This is a genomic window from Nocardia brasiliensis NBRC 14402 (assembly GCF_000308475.2).
Lineage (GTDB): Bacteria > Actinomycetota > Actinomycetes > Mycobacteriales > Mycobacteriaceae > Nocardia > Nocardia brasiliensis.
In genome coordinates, this window is sequence record NZ_BAFT02000107.1 from 1 (window position 1) to 20,186 (window position 20,186).

Annotated in this window: 20 protein-coding genes and 1 pseudogene; 10 read left to right on the top strand and 11 right to left on the bottom strand. The window is 69.6% G+C overall.

All coding sequences use genetic code 11. The features are described 5' to 3' along the window. Positions 1–162 precede the first annotated feature (162 nt). On the top strand, positions 163–654 hold the full coding sequence (locus TY25_RS35630) for a winged helix-turn-helix transcriptional regulator (RefSeq protein ID WP_042263921.1): 492 nt from the start codon (positions 163–165) through the stop codon (positions 652–654). On the opposite strand, the gene TY25_RS35635 is transcribed toward TY25_RS35630, so the two are convergent. Further along, entirely contained in the window at positions 627–1,322 is a 696-nt protein-coding gene (locus TY25_RS35635) for a nitroreductase (protein WP_042263923.1), read from the bottom strand. The two genes, TY25_RS35630 and TY25_RS35635, sit on opposite strands and share 28 nt — an antisense overlap. Positions 1,323–1,494: 172 nt before the next feature. Between TY25_RS35635 and TY25_RS35640 the strand changes: the two genes are divergently transcribed. Next, positions 1,495–3,267 carry an Eco57I restriction-modification methylase domain-containing protein gene (locus TY25_RS35640; RefSeq protein WP_042263925.1) on the top strand — a complete coding sequence of 591 codons (1,773 nt, stop codon included), beginning with the start codon at positions 1,495–1,497 and terminating at the stop codon, positions 3,265–3,267. Positions 3,268–3,270: 3 nt separating this feature from the next. Here TY25_RS35640 and TY25_RS35645 read toward each other — a convergent pair whose 3' ends face one another. After that, on the bottom strand, positions 3,271–3,894 hold the full coding sequence (locus TY25_RS35645; protein WP_042263928.1) for a TetR/AcrR family transcriptional regulator: 624 nt from the start codon (positions 3,892–3,894) through the stop codon (positions 3,271–3,273). Positions 3,895–4,109: 215 nt separating this feature from the next. Here TY25_RS35645 and TY25_RS35650 point away from each other — a divergent pair, with 215 nt between their 5' ends. Beyond that, positions 4,110–4,922, top strand: coding sequence for an SDR family NAD(P)-dependent oxidoreductase (locus tag TY25_RS35650; RefSeq protein ID WP_042263930.1), 813 nt, complete (start codon positions 4,110–4,112; stop codon positions 4,920–4,922). A gap of 102 nt (positions 4,923–5,024) precedes the next feature. Next, positions 5,025–6,020, top strand: coding sequence for a GAF domain-containing protein (locus TY25_RS35655; protein ID WP_042263931.1), 996 nt, complete (start codon positions 5,025–5,027; stop codon positions 6,018–6,020). Positions 6,021–6,044: 24 nt separating this feature from the next. On the opposite strand, the gene TY25_RS43020 is transcribed toward TY25_RS35655, so the two are convergent. The 3 genes from TY25_RS43020 to TY25_RS35665 form a co-directional block, all read right to left on the bottom strand. Then, positions 6,045–6,182 (bottom strand): hypothetical protein, encoded by a 138-nt coding sequence (locus TY25_RS43020; RefSeq protein ID WP_162184251.1) that lies wholly within the window; start codon positions 6,180–6,182, stop codon positions 6,045–6,047. Positions 6,183–6,406: 224 nt separating this feature from the next. Beyond that, a complete protein-coding gene (locus TY25_RS35660; protein WP_042263932.1) occupies positions 6,407–6,922 on the bottom strand; it encodes a gamma carbonic anhydrase family protein in 516 nt (171 codons plus the stop codon). 31 nt (positions 6,923–6,953) lie between these two features. Then, positions 6,954–7,904, bottom strand: coding sequence for a GlxA family transcriptional regulator (locus TY25_RS35665; protein WP_042263934.1), 951 nt, complete (start codon positions 7,902–7,904; stop codon positions 6,954–6,956). A 71-nt stretch (positions 7,905–7,975) separates the two neighbouring features. On the opposite strand from TY25_RS35665, the gene TY25_RS35670 reads away from it, so the two are divergent. Both TY25_RS35670 and ald read left to right on the top strand, forming a co-directional pair. Further along, positions 7,976–8,746 (top strand): MBL fold metallo-hydrolase, encoded by a 771-nt coding sequence (locus tag TY25_RS35670; RefSeq protein WP_042263936.1) that lies wholly within the window; start codon positions 7,976–7,978, stop codon positions 8,744–8,746. Positions 8,747–8,874: 128 nt separating this feature from the next. Next, entirely contained in the window at positions 8,875–9,990 is a 1,116-nt protein-coding gene (gene ald / locus TY25_RS35675; RefSeq protein ID WP_042263937.1) for an alanine dehydrogenase, read from the top strand. A gap of 52 nt (positions 9,991–10,042) precedes the next feature. Here the strand turns inward: ald and TY25_RS35680 are convergent, their stop codons facing one another. The 3 genes and pseudogenes from TY25_RS35680 to TY25_RS44530 all read right to left on the bottom strand — a co-directional run. Further along, the gene (locus tag TY25_RS35680; protein WP_042263939.1) at positions 10,043–11,233 is read right to left on the bottom strand and encodes a cytochrome P450; all 1,191 of its coding nucleotides are present in this window, start codon (positions 11,231–11,233) and stop codon (positions 10,043–10,045) included. Positions 11,234–11,349: 116 nt separating this feature from the next. Continuing rightward, on the bottom strand, positions 11,350–12,312 hold the full coding sequence (gene sigJ, locus TY25_RS35685) for an RNA polymerase sigma factor SigJ (RefSeq protein WP_042263941.1): 963 nt from the start codon (positions 12,310–12,312) through the stop codon (positions 11,350–11,352). A gap of 325 nt (positions 12,313–12,637) precedes the next feature. After that, a pseudogene (locus tag TY25_RS44530) lies at positions 12,638–12,739 on the bottom strand (DUF4333 domain-containing protein); the annotation flags it as partial. Between the two features lie 103 nt (positions 12,740–12,842). Here TY25_RS44530 and TY25_RS35690 point away from each other — a divergent pair. Next, a complete protein-coding gene (locus TY25_RS35690) occupies positions 12,843–13,760 on the top strand; it encodes a cobalamin biosynthesis protein (protein WP_042263944.1) in 918 nt (305 codons plus the stop codon). 569 nt (positions 13,761–14,329) lie between these two features. Here the strand turns inward: TY25_RS35690 and TY25_RS41005 are convergent. From TY25_RS41005 to TY25_RS35705, 3 genes are all read right to left on the bottom strand, one after another. Continuing rightward, a complete protein-coding gene (locus tag TY25_RS41005; RefSeq protein WP_081869325.1) occupies positions 14,330–15,076 on the bottom strand; it encodes a hypothetical protein in 747 nt (248 codons plus the stop codon). Positions 15,077–15,317: 241 nt separating this feature from the next. Continuing rightward, positions 15,318–16,193: an SURF1 family cytochrome oxidase biogenesis protein gene (locus tag TY25_RS35700; RefSeq protein ID WP_042264046.1), complete on the bottom strand. Its 876-nt coding sequence runs from the start codon at positions 16,191–16,193 to the stop codon at positions 15,318–15,320. After that, the gene (locus TY25_RS35705) at positions 16,193–16,711 is read right to left on the bottom strand and encodes a low molecular weight protein-tyrosine-phosphatase (protein WP_042264047.1); all 519 of its coding nucleotides are present in this window, start codon (positions 16,709–16,711) and stop codon (positions 16,193–16,195) included. The genes TY25_RS35700 and TY25_RS35705 overlap by 1 nt, the downstream gene beginning before the upstream one ends. Before the next feature lie 271 nt (positions 16,712–16,982). Between TY25_RS35705 and cobC the strand changes: the two genes are divergently transcribed. From cobC to TY25_RS35720, 3 genes are all read left to right on the top strand, one after another. Then, complete coding sequence (gene cobC, locus TY25_RS35710) at positions 16,983–18,023, top strand: Rv2231c family histidinol phosphate aminotransferase CobC (protein WP_042263947.1); 1,041 nt, start codon at positions 16,983–16,985, stop codon at positions 18,021–18,023. Between the two features lie 244 nt (positions 18,024–18,267). Next, the gene (locus TY25_RS35715) at positions 18,268–19,389 is read left to right on the top strand and encodes a Nif3-like dinuclear metal center hexameric protein (RefSeq protein ID WP_042263949.1); all 1,122 of its coding nucleotides are present in this window, start codon (positions 18,268–18,270) and stop codon (positions 19,387–19,389) included. 142 nt (positions 19,390–19,531) lie between these two features. After that, positions 19,532–20,173, top strand: a complete 642-nt coding sequence (locus tag TY25_RS35720) for a hypothetical protein (RefSeq protein ID WP_042263952.1) — start codon at positions 19,532–19,534, stop codon at positions 20,171–20,173. The last annotated feature ends 13 nt before the right edge of the window (positions 20,174–20,186 follow it).

Sequence of the window (20,186 nt, forward strand, 5' to 3'; positions counted from 1 at the left end):
TACCGCGCTGCGCCGTATCGCTCTGTGCCGCTCCGCGCCGCACCGCACCCGTTTCTCGCACGGGTACTGCCTTCCCGCACCCGCTCTGGCATGCCACAGAGGGTGCGAAGTGTCAGAACTGGTGCGGGGAAGCGGAAGGGTGGGGGTCGGTAGCATCTAGAGGTGCGCTATGAGGAACTTGCCGACGTGCCGTGCTCGATCACGCGTCCGCTCGTGATCTTCGGCGACCGCTGGACTCTGCTGATTCTGAAGTTCGCGTTCTCCGGGGTGCGCCGATTCAACGCGTTTCAGAGTGCGCTCGGTATTTCCCGCAGCCGGCTGCAGGATCGCCTCGATCGGCTGATCGAGCACGAGATCCTGGTGAAGCAGAAGGCCGCGGTCGGTGCGCACGAGGAATATCGGCTCACGCAGAAGGGCCACGATATCTACCCGATCCTGATGGCCATCCGGGACTGGGGCGACACCTACATGGCGCCGGACGGCCCGCCGGTGCGATACACGCACCGCGAGTGCACCGGCGAGGTGCACGCGAAACTCGAGTGCGACGTGTGCGGCAGCGCGGTGACGGCCCGCGACGTGACCCCCGAACCCGGGCCCGGACTGCTCGGGCCCGAGATCGACGCCGATCAATCGGTGAACCAGGTCGCCACCTGATCGATGCCCTCGCGCGCGGTCCGGAAGCTGTTGACCGGGTGTGCGGTATCGGGGTAACCGAACGAGATGCCGGCGACCACCCGGCGGTGGTCGGGTATATCGAAGTACTTCCGGATGAACGGCGCGTACGAGGCCAGCGCGGCCTGCGGTGCCGCACCGAGTCCGAGGCTCTGCGCGCCGAGCAGGAAGTTGCCGAGGTAGAGGCCGCAGTCGACGGCGCCGTAGACGCCGAGATCCGCCTCGGTCGTCACGATCGCGACGTGCGGGGCGTCGAACAGTTCGAAGTTGCGCAGCGTCTGCCGCATTGTCTTCTCGTGCTCGCCTTTTGCGATCCCGATGCTGTCGTACAGCTGAAAGCCGCACGCGCGCCTGCGATCCCGATACACCCCGGCGTACTGCGCGGGGAACGCGAAATCCGGTTCAGGAGCGGCGGTTCGGACGTGTTCGAGCAGTGCCGCGCGGAAGCGGTCGGTGCCCGCGCCCTCGGTCAACACCACCTGCCACGGCTGGGTATTGCACCAGGACGCCGTCCGCTGGGACAGGCGCAGCAGTTGTTCGATGACGGCGCGCGGCACCGCCTCGGCCAGGAACTGCCGGCAGGTCCAGCGCTCGTCCAGCAGTCGGGTCAGCGCGGCGAATTCTTGGGTGTCCACCTCGGCCGTTGTCATGCCATCTCCTCATTTGGTCCCATTATGAGACCAAACGCTAGCATCGGCCGGACGATCTTGGCATGCCTCGGCACCACGGTGCTCGTGCTGCCTATGAAGCCGGTATTCAATGCTGTGCTCGCAGTGCGCGGATTACCCCGAATGGGACGCCGGGAAAGGGCAGAATCCACGCATGGCGTCCGAGGCCCGCGGCGCGCGGGATCGCAAGCGGCACGGCAGGCACTACACGCCGCCTGTGCTGGCGCGTTTCCTGGCCGCGCGGCTGCTCGCGCACGTCGTACCGCCGCCCGCCGGGGTGCTGCGGGTGCTCGATCCCGCGTGCGGGGACGGCGAGCTGCTGTTCGCGCTGTGGTCCGAGGCGGCCGAGCGACTACCGGGTACCCGGATCGAGCTGATCGGCTACGACCTCGATCCGGCGGCATTGCGGGTGGCGCGGGCGCGGGCGGGCGCGGCGGGGATCGCCGTCGACTGGCAGGTGGGCGACTTCTTGACGGTCGCGGCCGAGCTGGCGGCGGTCTCGTTCGACGCGGTGATCACGAACCCGCCGTACGTGCGAACCCAGCAACTCGGCGGTGCGACCGCCCAATTGTTGAGTAGGCAGTTCGGATTGCGCGGGCGGATCGATCTGACGCATCCGTTCGTGGCGACCCTGCCCAGACTGCTGCGCGCCGGCGGTGTGCTCGGATTGCTCAGTGCCAACCGGTTTTTGACGACCAGGGCGGGGGCGAACATCCGGCGGCTGCTGCTCGCCGAACTGGCGCCGGTCGAGCTGTACGACCTCGGCGACACCAAGCTGTTCGAAGCCGCGGTGCTGCCCGCGATCACCATTGCGACGCGTGGCACGAATCCCGATGCGTGCCGGTATGTGTCGGCGTACGAGGTGGACAGCGGCGGGATCGCCACGGAGACCGGCCTTTTCGAGGCCATGGTCGGCCCGGCCGGTTGTCTGGTCACCCATGAGGGGCGGCAGTTCGCGGTGGAGATCGGCACTTTGGTGACCGGCGAATCCGTGGTCGGGCAGAAGACGAAAGGCGACTTGGTGATTCGGCCACGGGCACCCGGGACCGCCCTGCCGGTCGATGCCGAATCTGCGGCGAGACACCGAGCCCCGCCGCATGCCACGACACCGGATACCGCGTGGCGCATGTCCAATGCGCGCGTGGACGCCTGGCTCGCCGCCATCGACGCCGCGACCTGGCGGACTTTCGGTGAGGTCGCGCGAATCCGGGTGGGTATCAAGACAACTGCTGATCGAGTGTTCATCTCGGACCGGTGGGCCGAGGCCGAGCCGGTCCCCGAAGCTGAACTGCTGCTGGACCTGATCACGCACAACGATCTGGAGCCGTGGCGGATCGCCCGGGTCCAGGACACTCGTGTGCTCTACCCCTACGATCTGACGCTGGCCCGGCGCACGCCGATCGATCTCGACGAATATCCCTGTGCCGCTGAATATTTACGCAACCACAAGGACATACTCACCGCTCGCCGCTACATCGGCGCCACCGGCCGGGAGTGGTTCGAGATCTGGGTGCCGCAGCGCCCGCAACTGTGGCGGCAACCCAAGGTGGTCTTCCCGGATATCAGTGACCGCCCACGTTTCGCCCTGGACCGCTCCGGTGCGGTGGTCAACGGTGATTGCTACTGGCTGTCCCTACCGGAGCTGTCCCGTGACCCCGCCGAGGCCGAGCAGCTCGCGTATCTGCTGATGGGCGTGGCCAATTCCGCGCTCGGCCTCCGCTTCTACGACACCGTCTGCGGCAACCGCCTCTACTCCGGTCGCCGCCGCTGGATCACCCAGTACGTCTCGCGCCTACCCCTACCGGATCCGGCCTCCCCGCACGCCGCGGCGATCATCACGGTGGCCCGAGACCTCACCGAGGGCCGGTGCGCAGACCCCGCGACCCGCGCCGAACTGAACGATCGGGTGGCCGCCGCGTTCCGTTGACGCTCAGCGGGTGAGGTGGACGCCGACCATGGGCAGCAGCGTGCGGCGCGCGAACTCGCGGGCGGCGTCGCGGTCGGCGACGGGGATCAGGCCGTCGGGGGTGAGGGCCAGCGAGAGGGCCAGGCGGGCCATGATCTCGGCGACGAGGTCGGCGTCGAAATCGTGGGTGCCTTCGGTGTCGCGCAGTTCGCGCAGCTTGTCGGCCAGGTAGCCGCGGCCGACGGCGAGGATGGGGCCCGCGTCGGTGGTGAGGCGGGGCAAGATCAGGTCGGGTTCGGTGCGCAGCAGGCGACGCAGCAGCTCGTTGTGCGCGATCGCGGTGATGAACGCGACGAAGATCTCCACCAGCTGGTCCTCGCTGCCGGAGACGGCCTGCACCTGCTTGTCGATCATCTCGACGAAGTGCTGGGCTTCCCGCACACTCACGGCCTCGACCAGGTCGTTCTTCGATTCGAAGCGGCGGTACAGGGTGGCGGGGCTGATGCCGGCGCGGCGGGCGATCTCGCCCATGCTGGTCCGTTTGATGCCGAAGTCCAGGAAGGCCGAGAGCGCGCTTTCCAGGAGCTTCTCGCCGTCGGCGACGGGCTTCTCCAGGATGCGCTGCAGCATGGGCGGGACAGTGGGCATCTGGTCTCCAGTCGATTCGCGCGGACGCCGGGGCGAGCGGACGGCATCGCGACGGTGCGGGTGAGGGCCATTCATTATTTCATCGGCCGGTGTCGGCGTGGTCGGGGATGGCCGAACCAGGGGGTGTTCTGTCTTATCGGTCGCATGTCCAGCTTCGAGTGATTACCCTGTGGATATCCACCTTGGATGCTGGATGGGCCGGAAGAGGTTGCGCCGTGGCATATTTCGCGAACCGGGTGGTGGCGATCACGGGGGCGGGCGCGGGCATCGGCCGCGAATTGGCCCTGGCGCTGGCCGGGGACGGCGCGTTGCTCGCACTGTCGGACAAGTCGGCGCAGGCCGTCGCCGAGACCGGAAAGCTCTGCGCCGCGCGGCATTCCGAACCGCTGGTGACGACCCTGGACGTCACGGACCGCTCGGCGGTGCTCGCGCACGCAGCGGCGACGGTCGCGCACTTCGGCCGGGTCGAGGCGCTGTTCAACAATGCCGGGATCCTGCACGTCGGCGGCGTCGCCGAATCGCCGTTCCGGGACTTCGAACAGGTGATGGACGTGGATTTCTGGGGAGTCGTCAACGGCACCAAGGCTTTTCTGCCCTACCTGCAGGCCGCGGAGCGGGCGCACGTGGTGAACATGTCCTCGGCTTTCGGGCTGGTCGGGGTGGCGCAGCACGGGCCGTACAACGCGGCGAAGTTCGCCGTGCGCGGGTTCACCGACTCGCTGCGGCAGGACATGCGCGCGGCGGGCGGTGTGGTCCGGGTCACCGGGGTGTATCCCGGTGGCGTGCTCACCTCCATCGCCCGGTCGGCGCGGGTCGCGCCGGGGATCGACGCGGCCGCGGTGGCCCGGCGCTTCGAGGAGCGGGTCGCGCGGACCGGCCCGGCGGCGGCCGCGCGGACGATCCTGCGCGGGGCCGCGCGCGGTGAGGCAAAGGTGCTCGTCGGACTGGACGCCCTTCTTGTGGATCTGGTCACACGGATCACCGGCTCGTATCACGAACGGGTATTGGACATGGTATTTCGTTCCTGACCGCGCGCCCCGGCGCGGGCAGGAACGGGTAGACGAAATGGCAACTGGTCGAACACATCTCGTGACGAAGAACGATCGGACGCGATTGATCGGACGCGATTGATGGCGAAATGGCTTCTGATCGAGTGCTTCTCCGGCCCGCCGGGCACGGTGATCGCCCTCGGGGCCACGCCGAAATCCTTCGTGCCGCTGCGCCACATCCTGCGCAATCCGCTGTCGCTGGCCGATGCCGAAGCCGCATTGGCGCAGGCTGCCGCGACCTGTGCCGTGGTCGCGCGGGTATCGGCGGATGGCCGGCGCGCCGTGCGCGCCGAGCCGCTGCTGATCACACCGGACCGCGCGCACGCCGTACGGCTGTGGGTGGGGCCCGTGCGGGAACCGCTGCCGGAGCGAGAACCGGTGGGCGCTTGGTATTTCAACCTCACCACCAATCGATCGGTGCGCAGCATCGATCTGCTCGACCTCTACGGCGTCGCGCCCGAGGATCGCGCGGCGGAGCTGGCGATCGCCGGCGCGTTCGCGCGGCTGGTCACCAACCGGGACGAGCGCGAGGCGCTGGCGAAGCTGGTGAACTCGGAGCCGGACACCGAGCATCAGGCGGTGTGGACCATTCGGCGGGACGACAATGCCTTGCGGGCAGGACATTTCGCGTGCCGGATCAATATCGAGACCGACGCCGCAGGCGCGCGTGCGGTGCTGTTCCGCGGCGTGACCCAGGACATCGGCGCGGCCACGGCGGTACCGTCCGCGCCCCCGCCGATGATTCTGGAGTATCAGCTGCTGGAGGCCGCCACGGCGCCGGGGGAGTATCGGGCGATCGTGAATCTGCGCTCACTGCAACTGATTCGCTGGATCGGGCCGCCGATGCCCGGTATCGCCTGGGCGGACCTGCCGGGGGAGCCCGCGCCGCAGATCCATCCGGACGATCTCGCCGCGGCGCGCGCGATGTCGCGGGAACTGGCGCACCGGCGCGCGGAGGGCACGGTGCGGTTGCGGCGGCTGGACGGAGGTTGGCAGGCGGTGCGGGTGCGGGGCGCGCTGATGGTGCTGGATCAGCACACCACGGCCGGACTTGCCACGGTCACCGCGGTGTCATGACATCGCGGTGACCGTGGGCCGAGCTCATTGGCGGGGTAAGTCCAGTGCCGCCATTTCCTGTTCGATCGCGTTCGCAGCGAAATCGACTCCGCTGGAACGCAATTCATGAACCCGTCGCTGTAACGCCTCGATGCCACCCGGTTGGGCGGCGATGTCGGCCACACTGATCCGCCCCATCGGCCGGTGCATACTCGCCTGCACGTACGCAACCACCGTGATACCTCCTGCCTGCACGCTAGCTCACGTTCCCACCCGACCCGGGGTGGGTTCACCACTGCGCTACAAGCCGCACGACAGCCGTGTCGGCAGGAGACCCCGGGTCACCGGGCACGCTGGCAGAATGTTATCAGCGAATCCTACTGGACGCTTGATCAGTGTGCTCTGTCTCACACCTCTTTCGCGGTGCGGTGATTGGCCGTGTTGTGTACGTACACAGCCCCATTCAGTCGAATGCCGTCCTGTTCGGCCGCGCTGAGCTCGCGGCGAACCTTACCGGGCACTCCGGCGACGAGCGACCTGGGCGGAATCTGCGCGCCCTCCGGAATCAGCGCGTTGGCCGCGATCAGGCTGCCCGCGCCGATCACCGCGCCGTTGAGCACGGTGGCGCCCATGCCGACGAGCACGTCGTCGCCGATCGTGCAGCCGTGCAGAATCGCGTTGTGTCCCACCGAAACCCCGGTGCCGACGGTGAGCGGGAAGCCCGGATCGGCGTGCAGCACACAGCCGTCCTGGATGTTGGTGCGTGCGCCGACGGTGATCTGCTCCAGGTCGCCGCGGATCACCGCGCCGTACCAAATGCTCACCTCGGCCGCGAGCCGCACCCGCCCGATGACTGTCGCCGTCGGCGCGAGCCACGCGTCCTCGTCGATCTCCGGAACGAACTCACCGATCTGAATCCTCATGCGCTGAACCTAGCGTCTCGTCCGCGCGGGGCTAGTGCACCGGGGTCGCGAACAGCGCGCGGTGTGCGGCGGGGCTGGTGCCGAGGATGCGGTGGAAGTGGTGCCGCAGGCTGACGGCGGTGCCGAAGCCGGTCTCGGTGGCGATCCGGTCCATGGTGTCGCCGGTGGTCTCCAGCAGCAGCCGGGCCCGGTCGGTGCGCTGGTGCAGCAGCCACTGCTGCGGGCTGCTACCGGTGCGGTCGCGGAAGCGGCGGGTGAACGTGCGCCGGGACATCAGGGCCACCCGCGCCCAGCTGTCCAGGTCGATCGGATCGCCCAGATGCGTTCGGGCCCAGACCATCGCGCGTTCGATCGGGTCGTCGTCGGCGGCGTCCGGTACCGCGACCGGGATGTACTGCGCCTGCGACCCGCTGCGATGCGGCGCCGTCACCAGCTCTCTGGCCAGTTCGGTGGCCGCGCGGCTGCCGAGATCGTTGCGCACCAGGTGCAGGCAGCAGTCGAGGGCGGCCGCGACGCCCGCGGAGGTGACCACGTCGCCGAGATCGGACCACAGGGTGTCGGCCCGGACGCGGACCGCGGGGAAGGCCGCGGCCAGCTCGGCGGCGCCGGCCCAGTGGGTGGTGATCTCGCGACCGTCGACGAGGCCGCTGGCCGCCACCGCCCACGAGCCGAGGCACAGCCCGACGATCCTGGCCTGCGCGCCGTGCGCCTGCCACAGTGCCTCGCGCAGCTGCGCCGACATCGGCAGGTGCCGCTCCCAACTCGGGATCACCACGGTGTCCGCGCGGGCCAGGGTGTCGAGGCCGTGGCGCACGTCGATATCGAAACCCGCTGGGGTGGGCAGGGTTCCGGGTCGCTCGGCGCACACGTCCACCCGGTACGGCGACTTGCCGCCGATGCCGATCCGGCCGAAGACGAGGCCGGCCACGGACAGGTGGAACGGGCTGATGTTGTCGTAGGCGAGCACGGCGACGGTACGCATGGCCCGATTTTAGCGGTTAGCGGCTCACGGGCCACTGTCGGGCCGGTCCACAGCCGGACAAGATCATTGCCATGACCGAAACGATCGAACGAACCACCAAGCTCGAGGCTCTGCACGTGGGCGGCCCCACCCTGCGTTTCCGCTACGCGGGCCGCACCTTCCTGACCGATCCCACCTTCGACGAGCCGGGCGTCTACCCGGGACCGGTCACGCTGTACAAGCTCGCCGGCCCCGCGGTGTCCGCGGCCGAGGTCGGGCCGGTGGACATCGTGCTGCTCTCGCACGACCAGCACGCCGACAACCTGGACAACGCGGGCCGGGAATTCCTGCAGTCGGTGCCGACCGTGCTCTCCACCCCGGACGCCGGGGAGCGCATCAACGGCGTTCGGGGACTGGCGAATTGGGAGACCGTGACGGTCGACGGCATCAAGGTGACCGGGGTGCCCGCGCTGCACGGGCCGGAAGGATGCGAATCGGTCACCGGCGTCGTGACCGGCTTCGTCCTGCAGGCCGACGGGCAGCCGACCGTGTACGTCTCCGGCGACAACGCCTCGGTCGATCGGGTGCGGCAGATCGTCGAGCGGTTCGGCCGGATCGACGTCGCCATCCTGTTCGTCGGCGCGGCGAACGTCGGGGCCTTCGACGATGTCGACATCACCCTCAACGCACGCACCGCGGTGCAGGCCGCGGAGGTGCTCGGGGACGCGACCATCGTGCCGGTGCACGGCGACGGCTGGTTGCACTTCACCGAGACGCTGGAACGGTTGACCAAATTCTTCGAGAACGCGGGCCGCGCCGACCAGCTGCGGATCCCGCCGCTCGGCAAAGCGGTCACTGTCTGAGGTTCTCGCGCCGAGTCTGCTGGTCAACCTGCGCAGAAACGCGCTGTGGCCCGGCGTACTCGTGATCATCGTGTGACACCCGCGCGTCGTTCGTGGCGGGACCGGGGTGCGGGGTCCACGATGACCGTATGAGGATCGGAGTTCCACGGGAGGTCAAGGAGCAGGAGTTCCGGGTGGCGCTGACGCCGGCGGGTGCCGGGGAGCTCGCCACGCAGGGGCACGAGGTGCTGATCCAATCCGGGGCGGGTGTCGGATCGGGGTTCGCCGACGCCGACTACACCGCGGTCGGGGCGAGACTGGCACCCGAGGCGGATCAGGTGTGGTGGGAGGCCGACCTGATCCTGAAAGTGAAAGAGCCGATCGCCGAGGAGTATCCCCGGCTACGTGCGGGGCAGGTGCTGTTCACCTACCTGCATCTCGCCGCGTCCCGGGAGTGCACCGACGCGATCCTGCGCTCGGGGATCACCGCGATCGCCTACGAAACGGTGCGCTCCACCGACGGGTCGTTGCCGTTGCTCGCGCCGATGAGCGAGGTGGCGGGAAAGCTCGGCGGACAGGTCGGGGCCTATCACCTGATGGCGCCGCTGGGCGGTGCGGGCATGCTGCTCGGCGGGGTGCCGGGCGTCCGCCCGGCGGAGGTGGTGGTGCTCGGCGGCGGTGTCGCAGGCACCAACGCGGCGTCGGTCGCGGCGGGCATGGGCGCGCGAGTCACGGTGCTGGACACCAACTTGCACCGCCTGCGCGAGCTGGACGCGCGGTTCGACGGCCGGGTGACGACCGTCGCGTCCAATGCCGCCGAGATCGAGCGGGCGGTGCCGGCCGCCGATCTCGTCATCGGCTCGGTGCTGGTACCGGGCGCGCGGGCCCCGAAACTCGTCACCGACGAGCTGGTCGCACAGATGCGGCCGGGTTCGGTGCTCGTCGACATCGCCATCGACCAGGGCGGTTGCTTTCAGGGATCGCGGCCGACCACGCACGCGAATCCGACCTTCCGCGTGCATGATTCGCTGTTCTACTGTGTCGCGAACATGCCGGGTGCGGTCCCGCACACGGCCACCCTCGCGCTCACCAACGCCACGTTGCCCTACGTCCGGGCCATCGCGGGGCTCGGCTGGCAGCAAGCCTGCGCCAACTATCCGGAACTCGCGCAGGGTCTCACCGCGGACGGAGGCCGGCTCGTGTCGGTGGAAGTGGCCGCGGCACACGGGTACCCGGCACGGCAGCCGATGGGGCTGGTCGGCTGACACGCGGGCGGATCACCACGTGTGGTTGATGTTCCAGAATCGTGCGGGTTGGTTACCGACGATCCGGCGCAAGACAGCGATCATGGCTGTTCACCTCCTTCCGCGAGAGACCGGACGAGCGGTCCGTGCTGCGCTGCAGGACAAAGGGTCTGGGGGTCGCGGCGTTGATGACGACCGGCCGCAGATCGCCGCCGGTGACGTGCAGGCGGGCGTTCTCGGCAAGCGCGGCAACTGTTTCGGTGATCAAGGTGTGCGCGACGGCGGCGCCGGAACAGGCGAACGGGCCCGCGCTGAACGGCAGATAGAGGCCACGACCGTCCGGCTCGCTCCAGCGTTGCGGCCGGAACACCTCGGGGCGCGACCATCGGGTTTCGTCGTGGTGCAACAGGTATGGACACACCGACGCCATCTCGCCCGGATGCAGTGGGACACCGCCGATTTCGAGAGCGTGCGGGACGGGACGGCCGACCATCCAGACCACGGGTCGATACCGCAGTGACTCACGGACGAGCTGATCGGCGAGCCACGGCCACGGGGCATGCGGCCGGTGCAGGCTGCCGAGCAGTACCGACCAGGCCACCGAATACGCCACCGTGCCGACGATCGAGCGGAACATCAGCACGTACAGATCGGCCACCGCGCGGTCGCTGATCTCGCCGGAGCACGCGCCGAGCACGGCATCCAGGACGTCGCGGGGCTCGTCGGGCGGTGCGGCCGCACGACGATCGCGCACCTGGTCGGTGACGGCGCCGAAAAGCTTGGCGCTCAACAATTCCGCCCGTGCGCGCTGGTGCATCCGGGGTGGCCGGATCAGCACCCCGGCGGTGGCGGAGCGGGTCAGCGCCCGGTGCAGGCGCGGCGCGCAGTCGGGATGCAGCATCAGCTCGGCGGTGCTCCGGTGCACCAGAGCCGTTCCGGCTGTGGGCCAGTGGGTGCGGGCGGGTAGTTCGGCGACCGATTCGGCCAGACGCAGCCGGAATTCCGGTAGGCGCGAGCGGATCACCTGGCGCACGGCGCGACCCAGCTCCAGTTGCGCGGACCGGGCAGGCAGTACGGTACCGAAGAATCCGGCGCCGTCCGTATTGAAGGCGTTGTCGTGCAACACCGTTTGCGCGAGTTCGGGGTCGCTCACGCACACCCCGCCCCACGGCAGGCGGAACGCGCCGCCGGGCGCGCCGCGGCGCAGTCGCTCCAGAAAACCCAGTGGATCTCGCCGGAATCGGCGCATGTCCCGTGCACCCATCGCTGTCCGCTTTCCGCCTGGACAATTCGTAGGAGGACTTCACGGTAGTGCGCCAGATATGTTCCGGTGGGCGGATATTCGCGTCTAGCAGTTCTTTGCTGTACCCGCCCTTCGCGTTACTCGGTGTCGGGGTCCGTCATGTTGAGGTACCAGTCCGGCTCGCCCGAGGTGGGCAGGTCGTGCAGCTTGTCGGGGTTGCGCACCACATCGATGGAGACGATGCGGCCGTTGTCGACGGTGAAGGCGAAAACGCCGATGTGGTTGCCGTCGAACACCACCAGGCCCGGCGCGCCGTTCACCAGCACCGCACGGCCCCAGCCGCCCGCCGCCGACGGCGCGTGGTACCAACCGAGCAGCATCTTCGCGATGAGCTCGGCGCCGCGCACCGGCTGCCGGATCGCGGGCACCTTGCCGCCGCCGTCCGCGGTGAGGCTGACGTTCGCGTCGAGCACGCCGAGCAAGGCGCTGAGATCGCCGGACCGCCACGCGACCGCGAACGCGGAAACTACCTTCTCCTGCTCGTCCGCCGAGGCGGGGAAACGCGGTGTGCCGTCCTCGACCCGCTTGCGGGCCCGGGACGCGAGCTGGCGCACCGCCGCCGGAGTGCGCCCCACCACCTCGGCGACCTCCGGGCCGCTCATGCCGAACACGTCCTGCAGCACGAACGCGGTGCGCTCGGCAGGCGACAGGGATTCGAGCACGACCAGCAGCGCGGTGGTCACCCGCTCGTCCTGGGTGATCCGGTCCGCCGGATCGTCCCAGCTGGTCACCTCCGGCTCGGGCAGCCACTCGCCGACGTACTGTTCCCGGCGGGCACGCGCCGAACCGAGCTGATCCAGGGCGAGCCGGCCGACCACGGTGCTCAACCAGGCGCGCAGGTTCTCGATCTGGCCCGCCGTGCCCGCCTCGAACTGGCGTTGCAACCGCAGCCACGCCTCCTGCACGACATCGTCGGCATCGGTGAGACTGCCCAGCGTGCTGTAGGCGAGCCTGCGCAGATATGGCCGATGCTCCTCGAACCGCCGGGCCAGCTCGGCCTGGTCGAGAGGTTCGGAAGGAGAAGACGGTGCGGAAGTCACTGCTGTTCGCCGTTCGATCGTTGCGCCCGGGATAGGGCGAGTCCAAAGGTGCGTCACCGGGTTGACGACGCAGGACCTCAGAGTGTGACACGCCGGAAAAGTCCAGGTGGTGGATGCCCGTTCCGGCGAGTCCGGGATCACTGCGCTGGGGGGACATGGGTGTGGCGTGGTCCGCGCCCGGTTCAGGTTCGCACCACTTTTGAGTTCCCGCACCTCCTGTGCCATGCCGTAGCGAGTGCGGGAACGCGAAAGTGGTGCGCGAACCTCTGCGGGTGGGCACGACCGGACCTGCACACCGCTCGGCCGCGTAGGCGCCGTCTTCCTTGGTGATCTTGATGGTCACCTTCTTGGTTTCGCCGCTGACCTTGACGTCGCAGGCGAAGGTGGCGTCGACCTCGACTGGGTTGCACGGTGGTGCGGGTGGCACAGGTGTGTTGGTCGTGGTGATCGGTGTGGCCCGTGCCTGTTTCGGGTGATCGTGCGGGTGGGCGATTCGCTGTGGTGCGCTCGGTGGCGGTTAGTCTCGGCGGGTGCGTAAGGGGAATTCGGCGGCCTTGGGGCTGGTGCTCGGGTTTGTGCTGGATCGGGTGTTGGGGGATCCACGGCGGTGGCATCCGGTGGCGGGGTTCGGCACCGCGGCGGCTGCACTCGAGTCCGCGACGTATGCCGACCGGCGTAGTGCCGGGGTGGTGCATGAGGCAGTGCTGGTGGGGTCGGTGGTCGGGTTCGGGATCGGGGTGCGCCGGGGTGGCTGGCCGGTGACCGCGCTGGGGACGTGGACGGTGCTCGGCGGGCGCAGCCTCGCGCGCACGGGTGGCGAGATGGCGCAGCGGCTCGAGGCCGGAGATCTGGCCGCGGCGCGGGCGTTGCTGCCGTCGCTGTGCGGGCGCGACCCCGAAGTGCTCGATGCCGACGGATTGGCCCGCGCCGCACTGGAATCCATCGCCGAGAACACCTCCGACGCGACCGTCGCCCCGCTGGTGTGGGGTGCGCTGGCCGGCGTGCCGGGCCTGCTCGGGTATCGCGCGATCAACACCCTCGACGCCATGATCGGCTACCGCAACGACCGTTACCGGAACTTCGGCTGGGCCGCCGCCCGCACCGACGACCTGGCCAACCTCCTGCCCGCCCGCCTCACCGGCCTGCTCACCGCCGCCCTCGCCCCGCTGGTCGGCGGCCGCCCCGCCGCCGCCCTCCGCGCCTGGCGCCGCGACGCCGCGCAACACCCCAGCCCCAACGCGGGCGTGGTCGAGGCCGCCATGGCAGGCGCCCTCGGCATCCGCCTCGGCGGCCGCACCGAATACCCCCACGGCGTCGAACACCGCCCCACCCTCGGCACCGGCCCCACCCCCACCGTCGCCGACCTCCACCGCGCAGTACGCCTCTCCGAAGCCGTCCAAGCAGCCGCCGTAGCGCTGGCCGCCTGCGCCGCCCTAGCCCGCCGCTAGGCGAGTCCCGGCCGTCCGCTTGCCGGCTCATCGAAACTGCGGCTTCCACAGACCGTTCACACCGAGCGTCGGCGCGCCACACGGCAATTCGCTCTGCGAAGCGTCGATCACCTTTGTGAAGGCGCTACAGGCGATCAGTTCTGGCGATGCAGCGGATCCGTCTCCCGTCCGTGCCTGGCGTGCCCCTCAGCCGGCGCTCCGCGTGCTCCATTGGGGACCCCCCGGGCGCGTTGGCGGGTCGTCACAAGATCAGGTGGAACTGCGGGCGGCATCTTTCGAGAAGGTACCGCCGCCAGTTCCCCCTGATCTTGGTTCGGCTATGCCTACCCTGGGACTCGTAGCGGAGGCGTCCCGGAGCCCGCTAGCCCAACCTCCCGCGCACGTTTTGGTGCGCCGCGCGGGGTGTGGGCGGCGCTTCGCCGTTTGCAGCCGGGGGCGTGTTGCCTCGCGCATGCCCCTGTTGTCGCGCGCACGCTTCGGTGCGCCGCGCGCGTGTTTGTCGATCGACGCTCGCGGGAGGACAGGAAGTGTGCGGGAGGGGTGGAGGCTTTGCGGGAGGGGTGGAGGCTTCAGGGGCGGATGCCGAGGGTGCCTGTCCAGGTGGGGGTGTCCAGGCCGGTGCGCTGGGCTAGGGCGAACATGGCGGTGATGTCGGCGGCGGTGCGCGGTGGGAATTCGTCCCGGTCGTATTCGTCTTCGGGGAAGTGCTCGTCTTCCAGTCGCGTCATTTCCTCGGCGTAGTGCCGCACGAGGCGTTCGGTGACGGCGCCGCGCTCGGCGGCGTCGAGCAGTTCCGCGCACAGTTGCGGCATCTCGCTGTCGGGCTCGAAAAGCAGCCAGTCGGCGATCTTTTCGAGTGCGTCGGCAGAGTTGGTCAGAGCGGAGAGGCCTGCGTCGAGTCCGTCGTCGGACAGGTCCTCCGGGTACGGCGCCCGATGCCAAACACCCTCGTCACACCAATAGACGCACCCGACCATGTAGGCATCGATCAAACCTCGAAGGTATTGGCGCGGTAGCCATTCCGGCGCACCGGCGAGCACGTCGATTGCGGGCTCGTGCCACTTGACCTTGCTCGACTCGTCTTCCCCGACGAGCACGGCGCGGCCGTCGCCGTACCACTTCAGTTCCCACCAGGTGCAACCGCAGTCGTCCCAATGCAGGCCGCCGTCATCGATCCAATATCCCGAACGATGAACGGGCGACTCCTCCTCCCGTGCGCGGCTGTAGGTCGCGACCGCGACACCGGCCCACCGCCGCCACAGCAGCCGTGGGTCGGGCAGATCTTCGGGTCGTCCAGGTTCGTGCAGATGCCCCAATGTGCTTCTCCTGACTCGCGTTCGGTGTGAGCCTAGGCGGACCCACCGACACGGTCCGGACGCGCGCTCGGCGGCCTCGGCGCTGATCACGGTCGGCACCGAATCGGTCGCCGCCGCGACCCGCCGCATTCGCGCGGCGTCGCAATCGAAGAGCAGGTCGGTGGCGCGTTCCCGGATCGCCTCGGGCGAAAAGCTCGGCCTAGATCAGGCGGTCCAGCACGGGCCGCCGAGTCCGGCGGGGTCAGTCGCGGCCGCGCCCGTAGCGGTCGGCCAAACGCGATTCCGTGGTGGCGGGTGCGGGTGCGGCGGGCGTGGATTCGGGGTTCGCCGCGGATGCGGCTGGGGCGCTGCCCTTTTCCTTACGGCGCTCGCGCAGTTCGGCGTAGACGAAGTAGCCGAGACCGAGCGGGGCCATGATGCCGAAGGCCAGCCATTGCAGGCCATAGGAGAGATAGGGGCCCGCGTCGAGCTGGGGGAGCGGCGTCGGCGTGAACGCGCCGGGCTGGTTTTCGTCGAGTTGCAGGTAGCCGCCGCGGTCGGCGCCGGTGGGGACGGCGGTGAGCGGTCGTTGCAGCACAGCGGATTCCTGCGCGAGATCGATCGAGTACACCTGACGGAAGCCGTCCTGCACGGACGGATCCTTTCCCGGCGTAACACCTTCCGACACCCGGACTCTGGCCTCGAGGCGCTGCGGACCCGGCGGCGGTTCCGCGATCGGCGGCGGGCGCACCCCGTCCACCGCGGCGACCAGGCCGCGGTCGATCAGCAGCAGCCTGCCGTCGTCCAGCCGGAACGTGCCGAGCACCGCGTACCCGGGTGCGCCGTCGAGGTGGCGCAACCGGACCAGCACCGTCGAATCCGGTTGATAGCTGCCCGACGCGATGACTTTGCGCCATTCGCTGTGTGTTTCGTCGGTGGCGGGGGTGCCGAGGACCGTGGTGATGTCCACGGGGTCGGCGCGCACCGAGTCGGCGATGAGCTGGTTGCGGTGCGAAGTGGTGGTGTTCTTGCCGAGCTGCCAGGGCGCGAGCACGGTGAAGCAGAGGTAGGCGAACGCGACGACCAGCACCGCGAGGATCACCCAGCTCGGACGCAGCAGGAAGGTCAGCCGGCGGATCATGCGCGTCCGTCCAGTACGGGATCGGGGGGACCGGATTCGGCGCCGAGCGCGGCGCGAACCCAGTCGAGCAGGCCCGGCATCGCCGCCTCGATCTGATCGCGGACCAGTTCGAAATCCGCGGTGTCGCCGTAGTACGGGTCGGGCACGTCGGGGCCGTCCGCGTCCGGATCGAAACTGCGCAGCAGCCTGCGCCGGTCCGCGGGGACGCCGCGCCGCGCCAGTTCCCGTTCGTGCGAGGTGTCGAGCGCGATCAGCAGGTCGGCGTCGAAATGATCGGCGCCGAGGGCGGCCGCCGCGTGCCCGGTCAGGTAGCCGTACTTGCGCAGGGTGGCGTTGGTGCGGTGGTCGGCGTCGTCGCCGACGTGCCAGGATCCGGTGCCCGCGCTGCTGACCCGGACCCGATCGGCGAGGCCCGCGCGGGACAGATGCGCCGCGAAGATCTTCTCCGCCATCGGAGAACGGCAGATGTTGCCGGTACAGACGAACGAGACGTGCAGCTCACCCACGCCTGCCATTCTGGCCGGTCGCCCGTCGGCACCGCCACGGAGGGTGCGCGGACGCGGCCCGAAGGTGGTCGCGATCACGCGAGCCGACGGTGGTGCAGAGCGGTCCTGGTGGCGCTGTCGCGGGTGATGGTGGGCAGTGCGGTGGTGATGTGCAAGACCCGATGCATGTGGCAGAGAGCTGCAGCGAGGCGTGTGTCGGCGAGTTGGAGCGAGGGCAGGCGCGCGAGGCATGTCCTCGCCGCTGAGCTGAGCCGCCCAGGATCCCACGTAAGGTGCTCTCGTGCCCGAGGACAGCGTCGACCATGCGAGCCTGCGCCACCACGGCGACGTGGACGCGCGGCCGGGCATGCTCGATTTCGCGGTGAACGTGCAGGGCAGTGCGCCGCCGGACTGGTTGCGCGCGCGGTTGGCGGCACGGCTCGACGACCTCGGCCGGTATCCGAGCGCCGAGTCGGAGTCGGCGGCGCGGCGGGCGGTCGCGCAACGGCATGGCCGCAGTCCGGACGAGGTGCTGCTGCTGGCCGGCGCCGCGGAGGGTTTCGCCATGGTGCCGCGGCTCGCTTCGCGGCTGGCGGCGGTGCTGCATCCGTCGTTCACCGAGCCGGAACTCGCACTGCGGGAAGCCGGGGTCCCGGTGACCCGGGTGCTGCTCGACCCGCCGTACACCCTCGACCCGGCCGCGGTGCCTGCGGAAGCCGACCTGGTGGTGCTCGGCAACCCCACCAACCCGACCTCGGTGCTGCACCCCGCCGACGCGATCAAGGCCCTGCGCAGGCCGGGTCGGACCGTCGTGGTGGACGAGGCGTTCGCCGACGCGATCCCCGGTGAGCCGGAGTCGCTGGCCGGATTCGCGGCACCCGATGTGCTCGTCCTGCGCAGCCTCACCAAAACGTGGGCGCTGGCCGGGCTCCGCTGCGGTTACGTCCTCGGCGCACCGGAACTGCTGGCCCGGCTGGATCATGGCCGCGCGCACTGGCCTTTGGGCACACTGCAATTGGAGGCGATCACCGCCACCGCCGCACCCGCGGCGGTCGAGCAGGAACAGCGGCAAGCGAAACGGATCGCCGCCGATCGCGCCGCGATGATCACCCGGCTGACCGAACTCGGCGTGCACGTGCACACCCCGGCCGCCGCCCCGTTCTTGCTGATCCAGGTCCCAGACGGTGAGCTCCTCCGAAAGCATTTGGCGGACAAGGGGATCGCCGTGCGCCGCGCCGATACCTTCCCCGGCCTGGGACCGAACCAGCTCCGCCTCGCGGTGCGCGGTCCCGCCGAAGTGGATCAGCTGATCGCTGCGATCCGGACGGCGAATCTGTGCTGACCGTCCGGACCCCGCCCATGCACGTCAGTTACGCGTCCGGCTTGATCGCCCGCGCTGCGCCGAACACCTGTTTTGCTGGTCGGCGCGACGGGCCCGGCACACGAACAACGAACGTGCGAGTCCAGGCCTCGGCGGCAGCGCGCCGGTTGCGGTCGGCGACGTCGAGCGGAAGCGATGGCGGTTCGGCCGAGGTGCGCCGGCAAGGTTTGCGACAGTGCAGTATTCGATCGGAGGAAGGTAGACGATGACCACGCTCGCGGATCTCATCGCGGTGCTCGATACCGCCTACCCGCCGCGGCTCGCCGAATCCTGGGACTCGGTCGGGCTCGTCGCCGGTGATCCGGCGGAGGAGATCACCCGGGTGCTGTTCGCGGTCGATGCGACGGCCGCGGTGGTGGACGAGGCGATCGAGTGGCGTGCACAGGCTTTGGTGGTGCACCATCCGCTGCTGCTGCGCGGGGTCGACACCGTCGCGGCGGATACGCCGAAAGGCGCACTGCTGCATCGGCTCATCCGTTCCGGCTGCGCCCTGTTCACCGCGCACACCAACGCCGATTCCGCCGATCCCGGCGTCTCGGACGCGCTGGCCGCCGCGCTCGGACTCACGGTGACCGGCCCGCTGGACGCCAAACCCGAGGCGCCCGTGGACAACTGGGTGGTGCAGGTGCCGCGGTCACACAGCGACGCGGTGCTGGCCGCCTTGTTCGCGGCGGGGGCGGGCGGCAGCGGCGACTACCGCGACTGTGCGCTGCGGGTGCCCGCGATCGGTCAGTTCCGGCCGATGTCGCAGGCCGATCCCGCGGTCGGTGCGCGCGGCGAACTCCAGCATGTCGAGGAGGAGCGGCTGGAGGTGGTCGCGCCGCCGAATGCCCGTGCGGCACTGCTGGCCGCCTTACGGGCCGCGCATCCCTACGAGGATCCGGCCTATCACATCACCGAGCGGGCGCTGCTGCCCTCGGCGCTCGGGATCGGCCGCGTCGGCACCCTCGCGGCCCCGGAGACCTTGCGCGCCTTCACCGATCGGGTGGCCGCCGCGCTGCCGCCGACCGCGTGGGGCGTGCGCGCGGCAGGCGACCCGGACCGCAGCGTCTACACGGTCGCGGTCTGCGGCGGCGCGGGTGACTCCTACCTCGACGCCGTCGCGCGGGTGGGCGTCGACGCCTACGTCACCGCTGATCTGCGCCATCATCCGGTGGACGAACAGCTGCGCCGCGGCGGCCCCGCGCTGATCGACGCCGCGCACTGGGCCACCGAATTCCCCTGGTGCGCACAGGCGGAACGGGTGGTGCTGACCGAGCTGCCCGAGCTGGAAACGCGGGTCAGCACCCTGCGCACCGACCCGTGGACGGTCGGCGCGCCCAGCTGAGCGCCGACTGTCGTGGGACACGCCGGTATTCGCGGGAGTGCGACGAACTCGCCTCCGGCGTGTCGGGGCGTGTCCGGCGGATCGACGTGTGCCGCGGGTGGATTGCGCGAGTCGAGCGGTCATTCGGGGGTACAACTACCGCATGAATTTCCCGGTGAATTTCGGCTTCATACAGGTCGGATTGATCCTGATCATCCTGATCGGGATCGCGCTGCTCATCTCCGGGGTGGTGCTGGCGCGCCGGATCGGTCTGCGCGCGCTGATCACACGCGGCGGCAGCGGTGTGGTGCTGCTGCTCGGCGCGGTGGTGCTGCTGTGGGTGGCCACCCTGATGCAGACCTATCTCGGATTGACCGGCGAGATCAAGGCCGCGCACGTGGTGGCGAAGCCGGTCGCCGGGCAGGAGCACCGCCTCGACGTCGAACTGACCCTGTTCGGCGACGACGACCACGAGGACCAGCACCTGCGTTACCAGGTCGAGGGCGATATGTGGGTGTTGCAGGCGGGCATCGTCGAACTGGAACCCTGGGTGAACGCGATGGGCTTCCACTCCGGGTACAAGGTCAGCAGGTTGTACGGGCAGCGACTGGACGGCGTGGCCACCACGCAGAACCAGATCTTCCTCAACGACGGCGACGAGGACTTCTTCAACGACATGACGAAGGGCCGCTGGTGGACCGAGCCGTTCGTGCGCTCGGCCTACGGCAACGCGGTGATTGCGGTGCCCGGTGAATACGACGTCTTCATCTCCCGCGACGCGATAAAGACGCGCGCACCGGCCTGATGGTGCGGCGTCG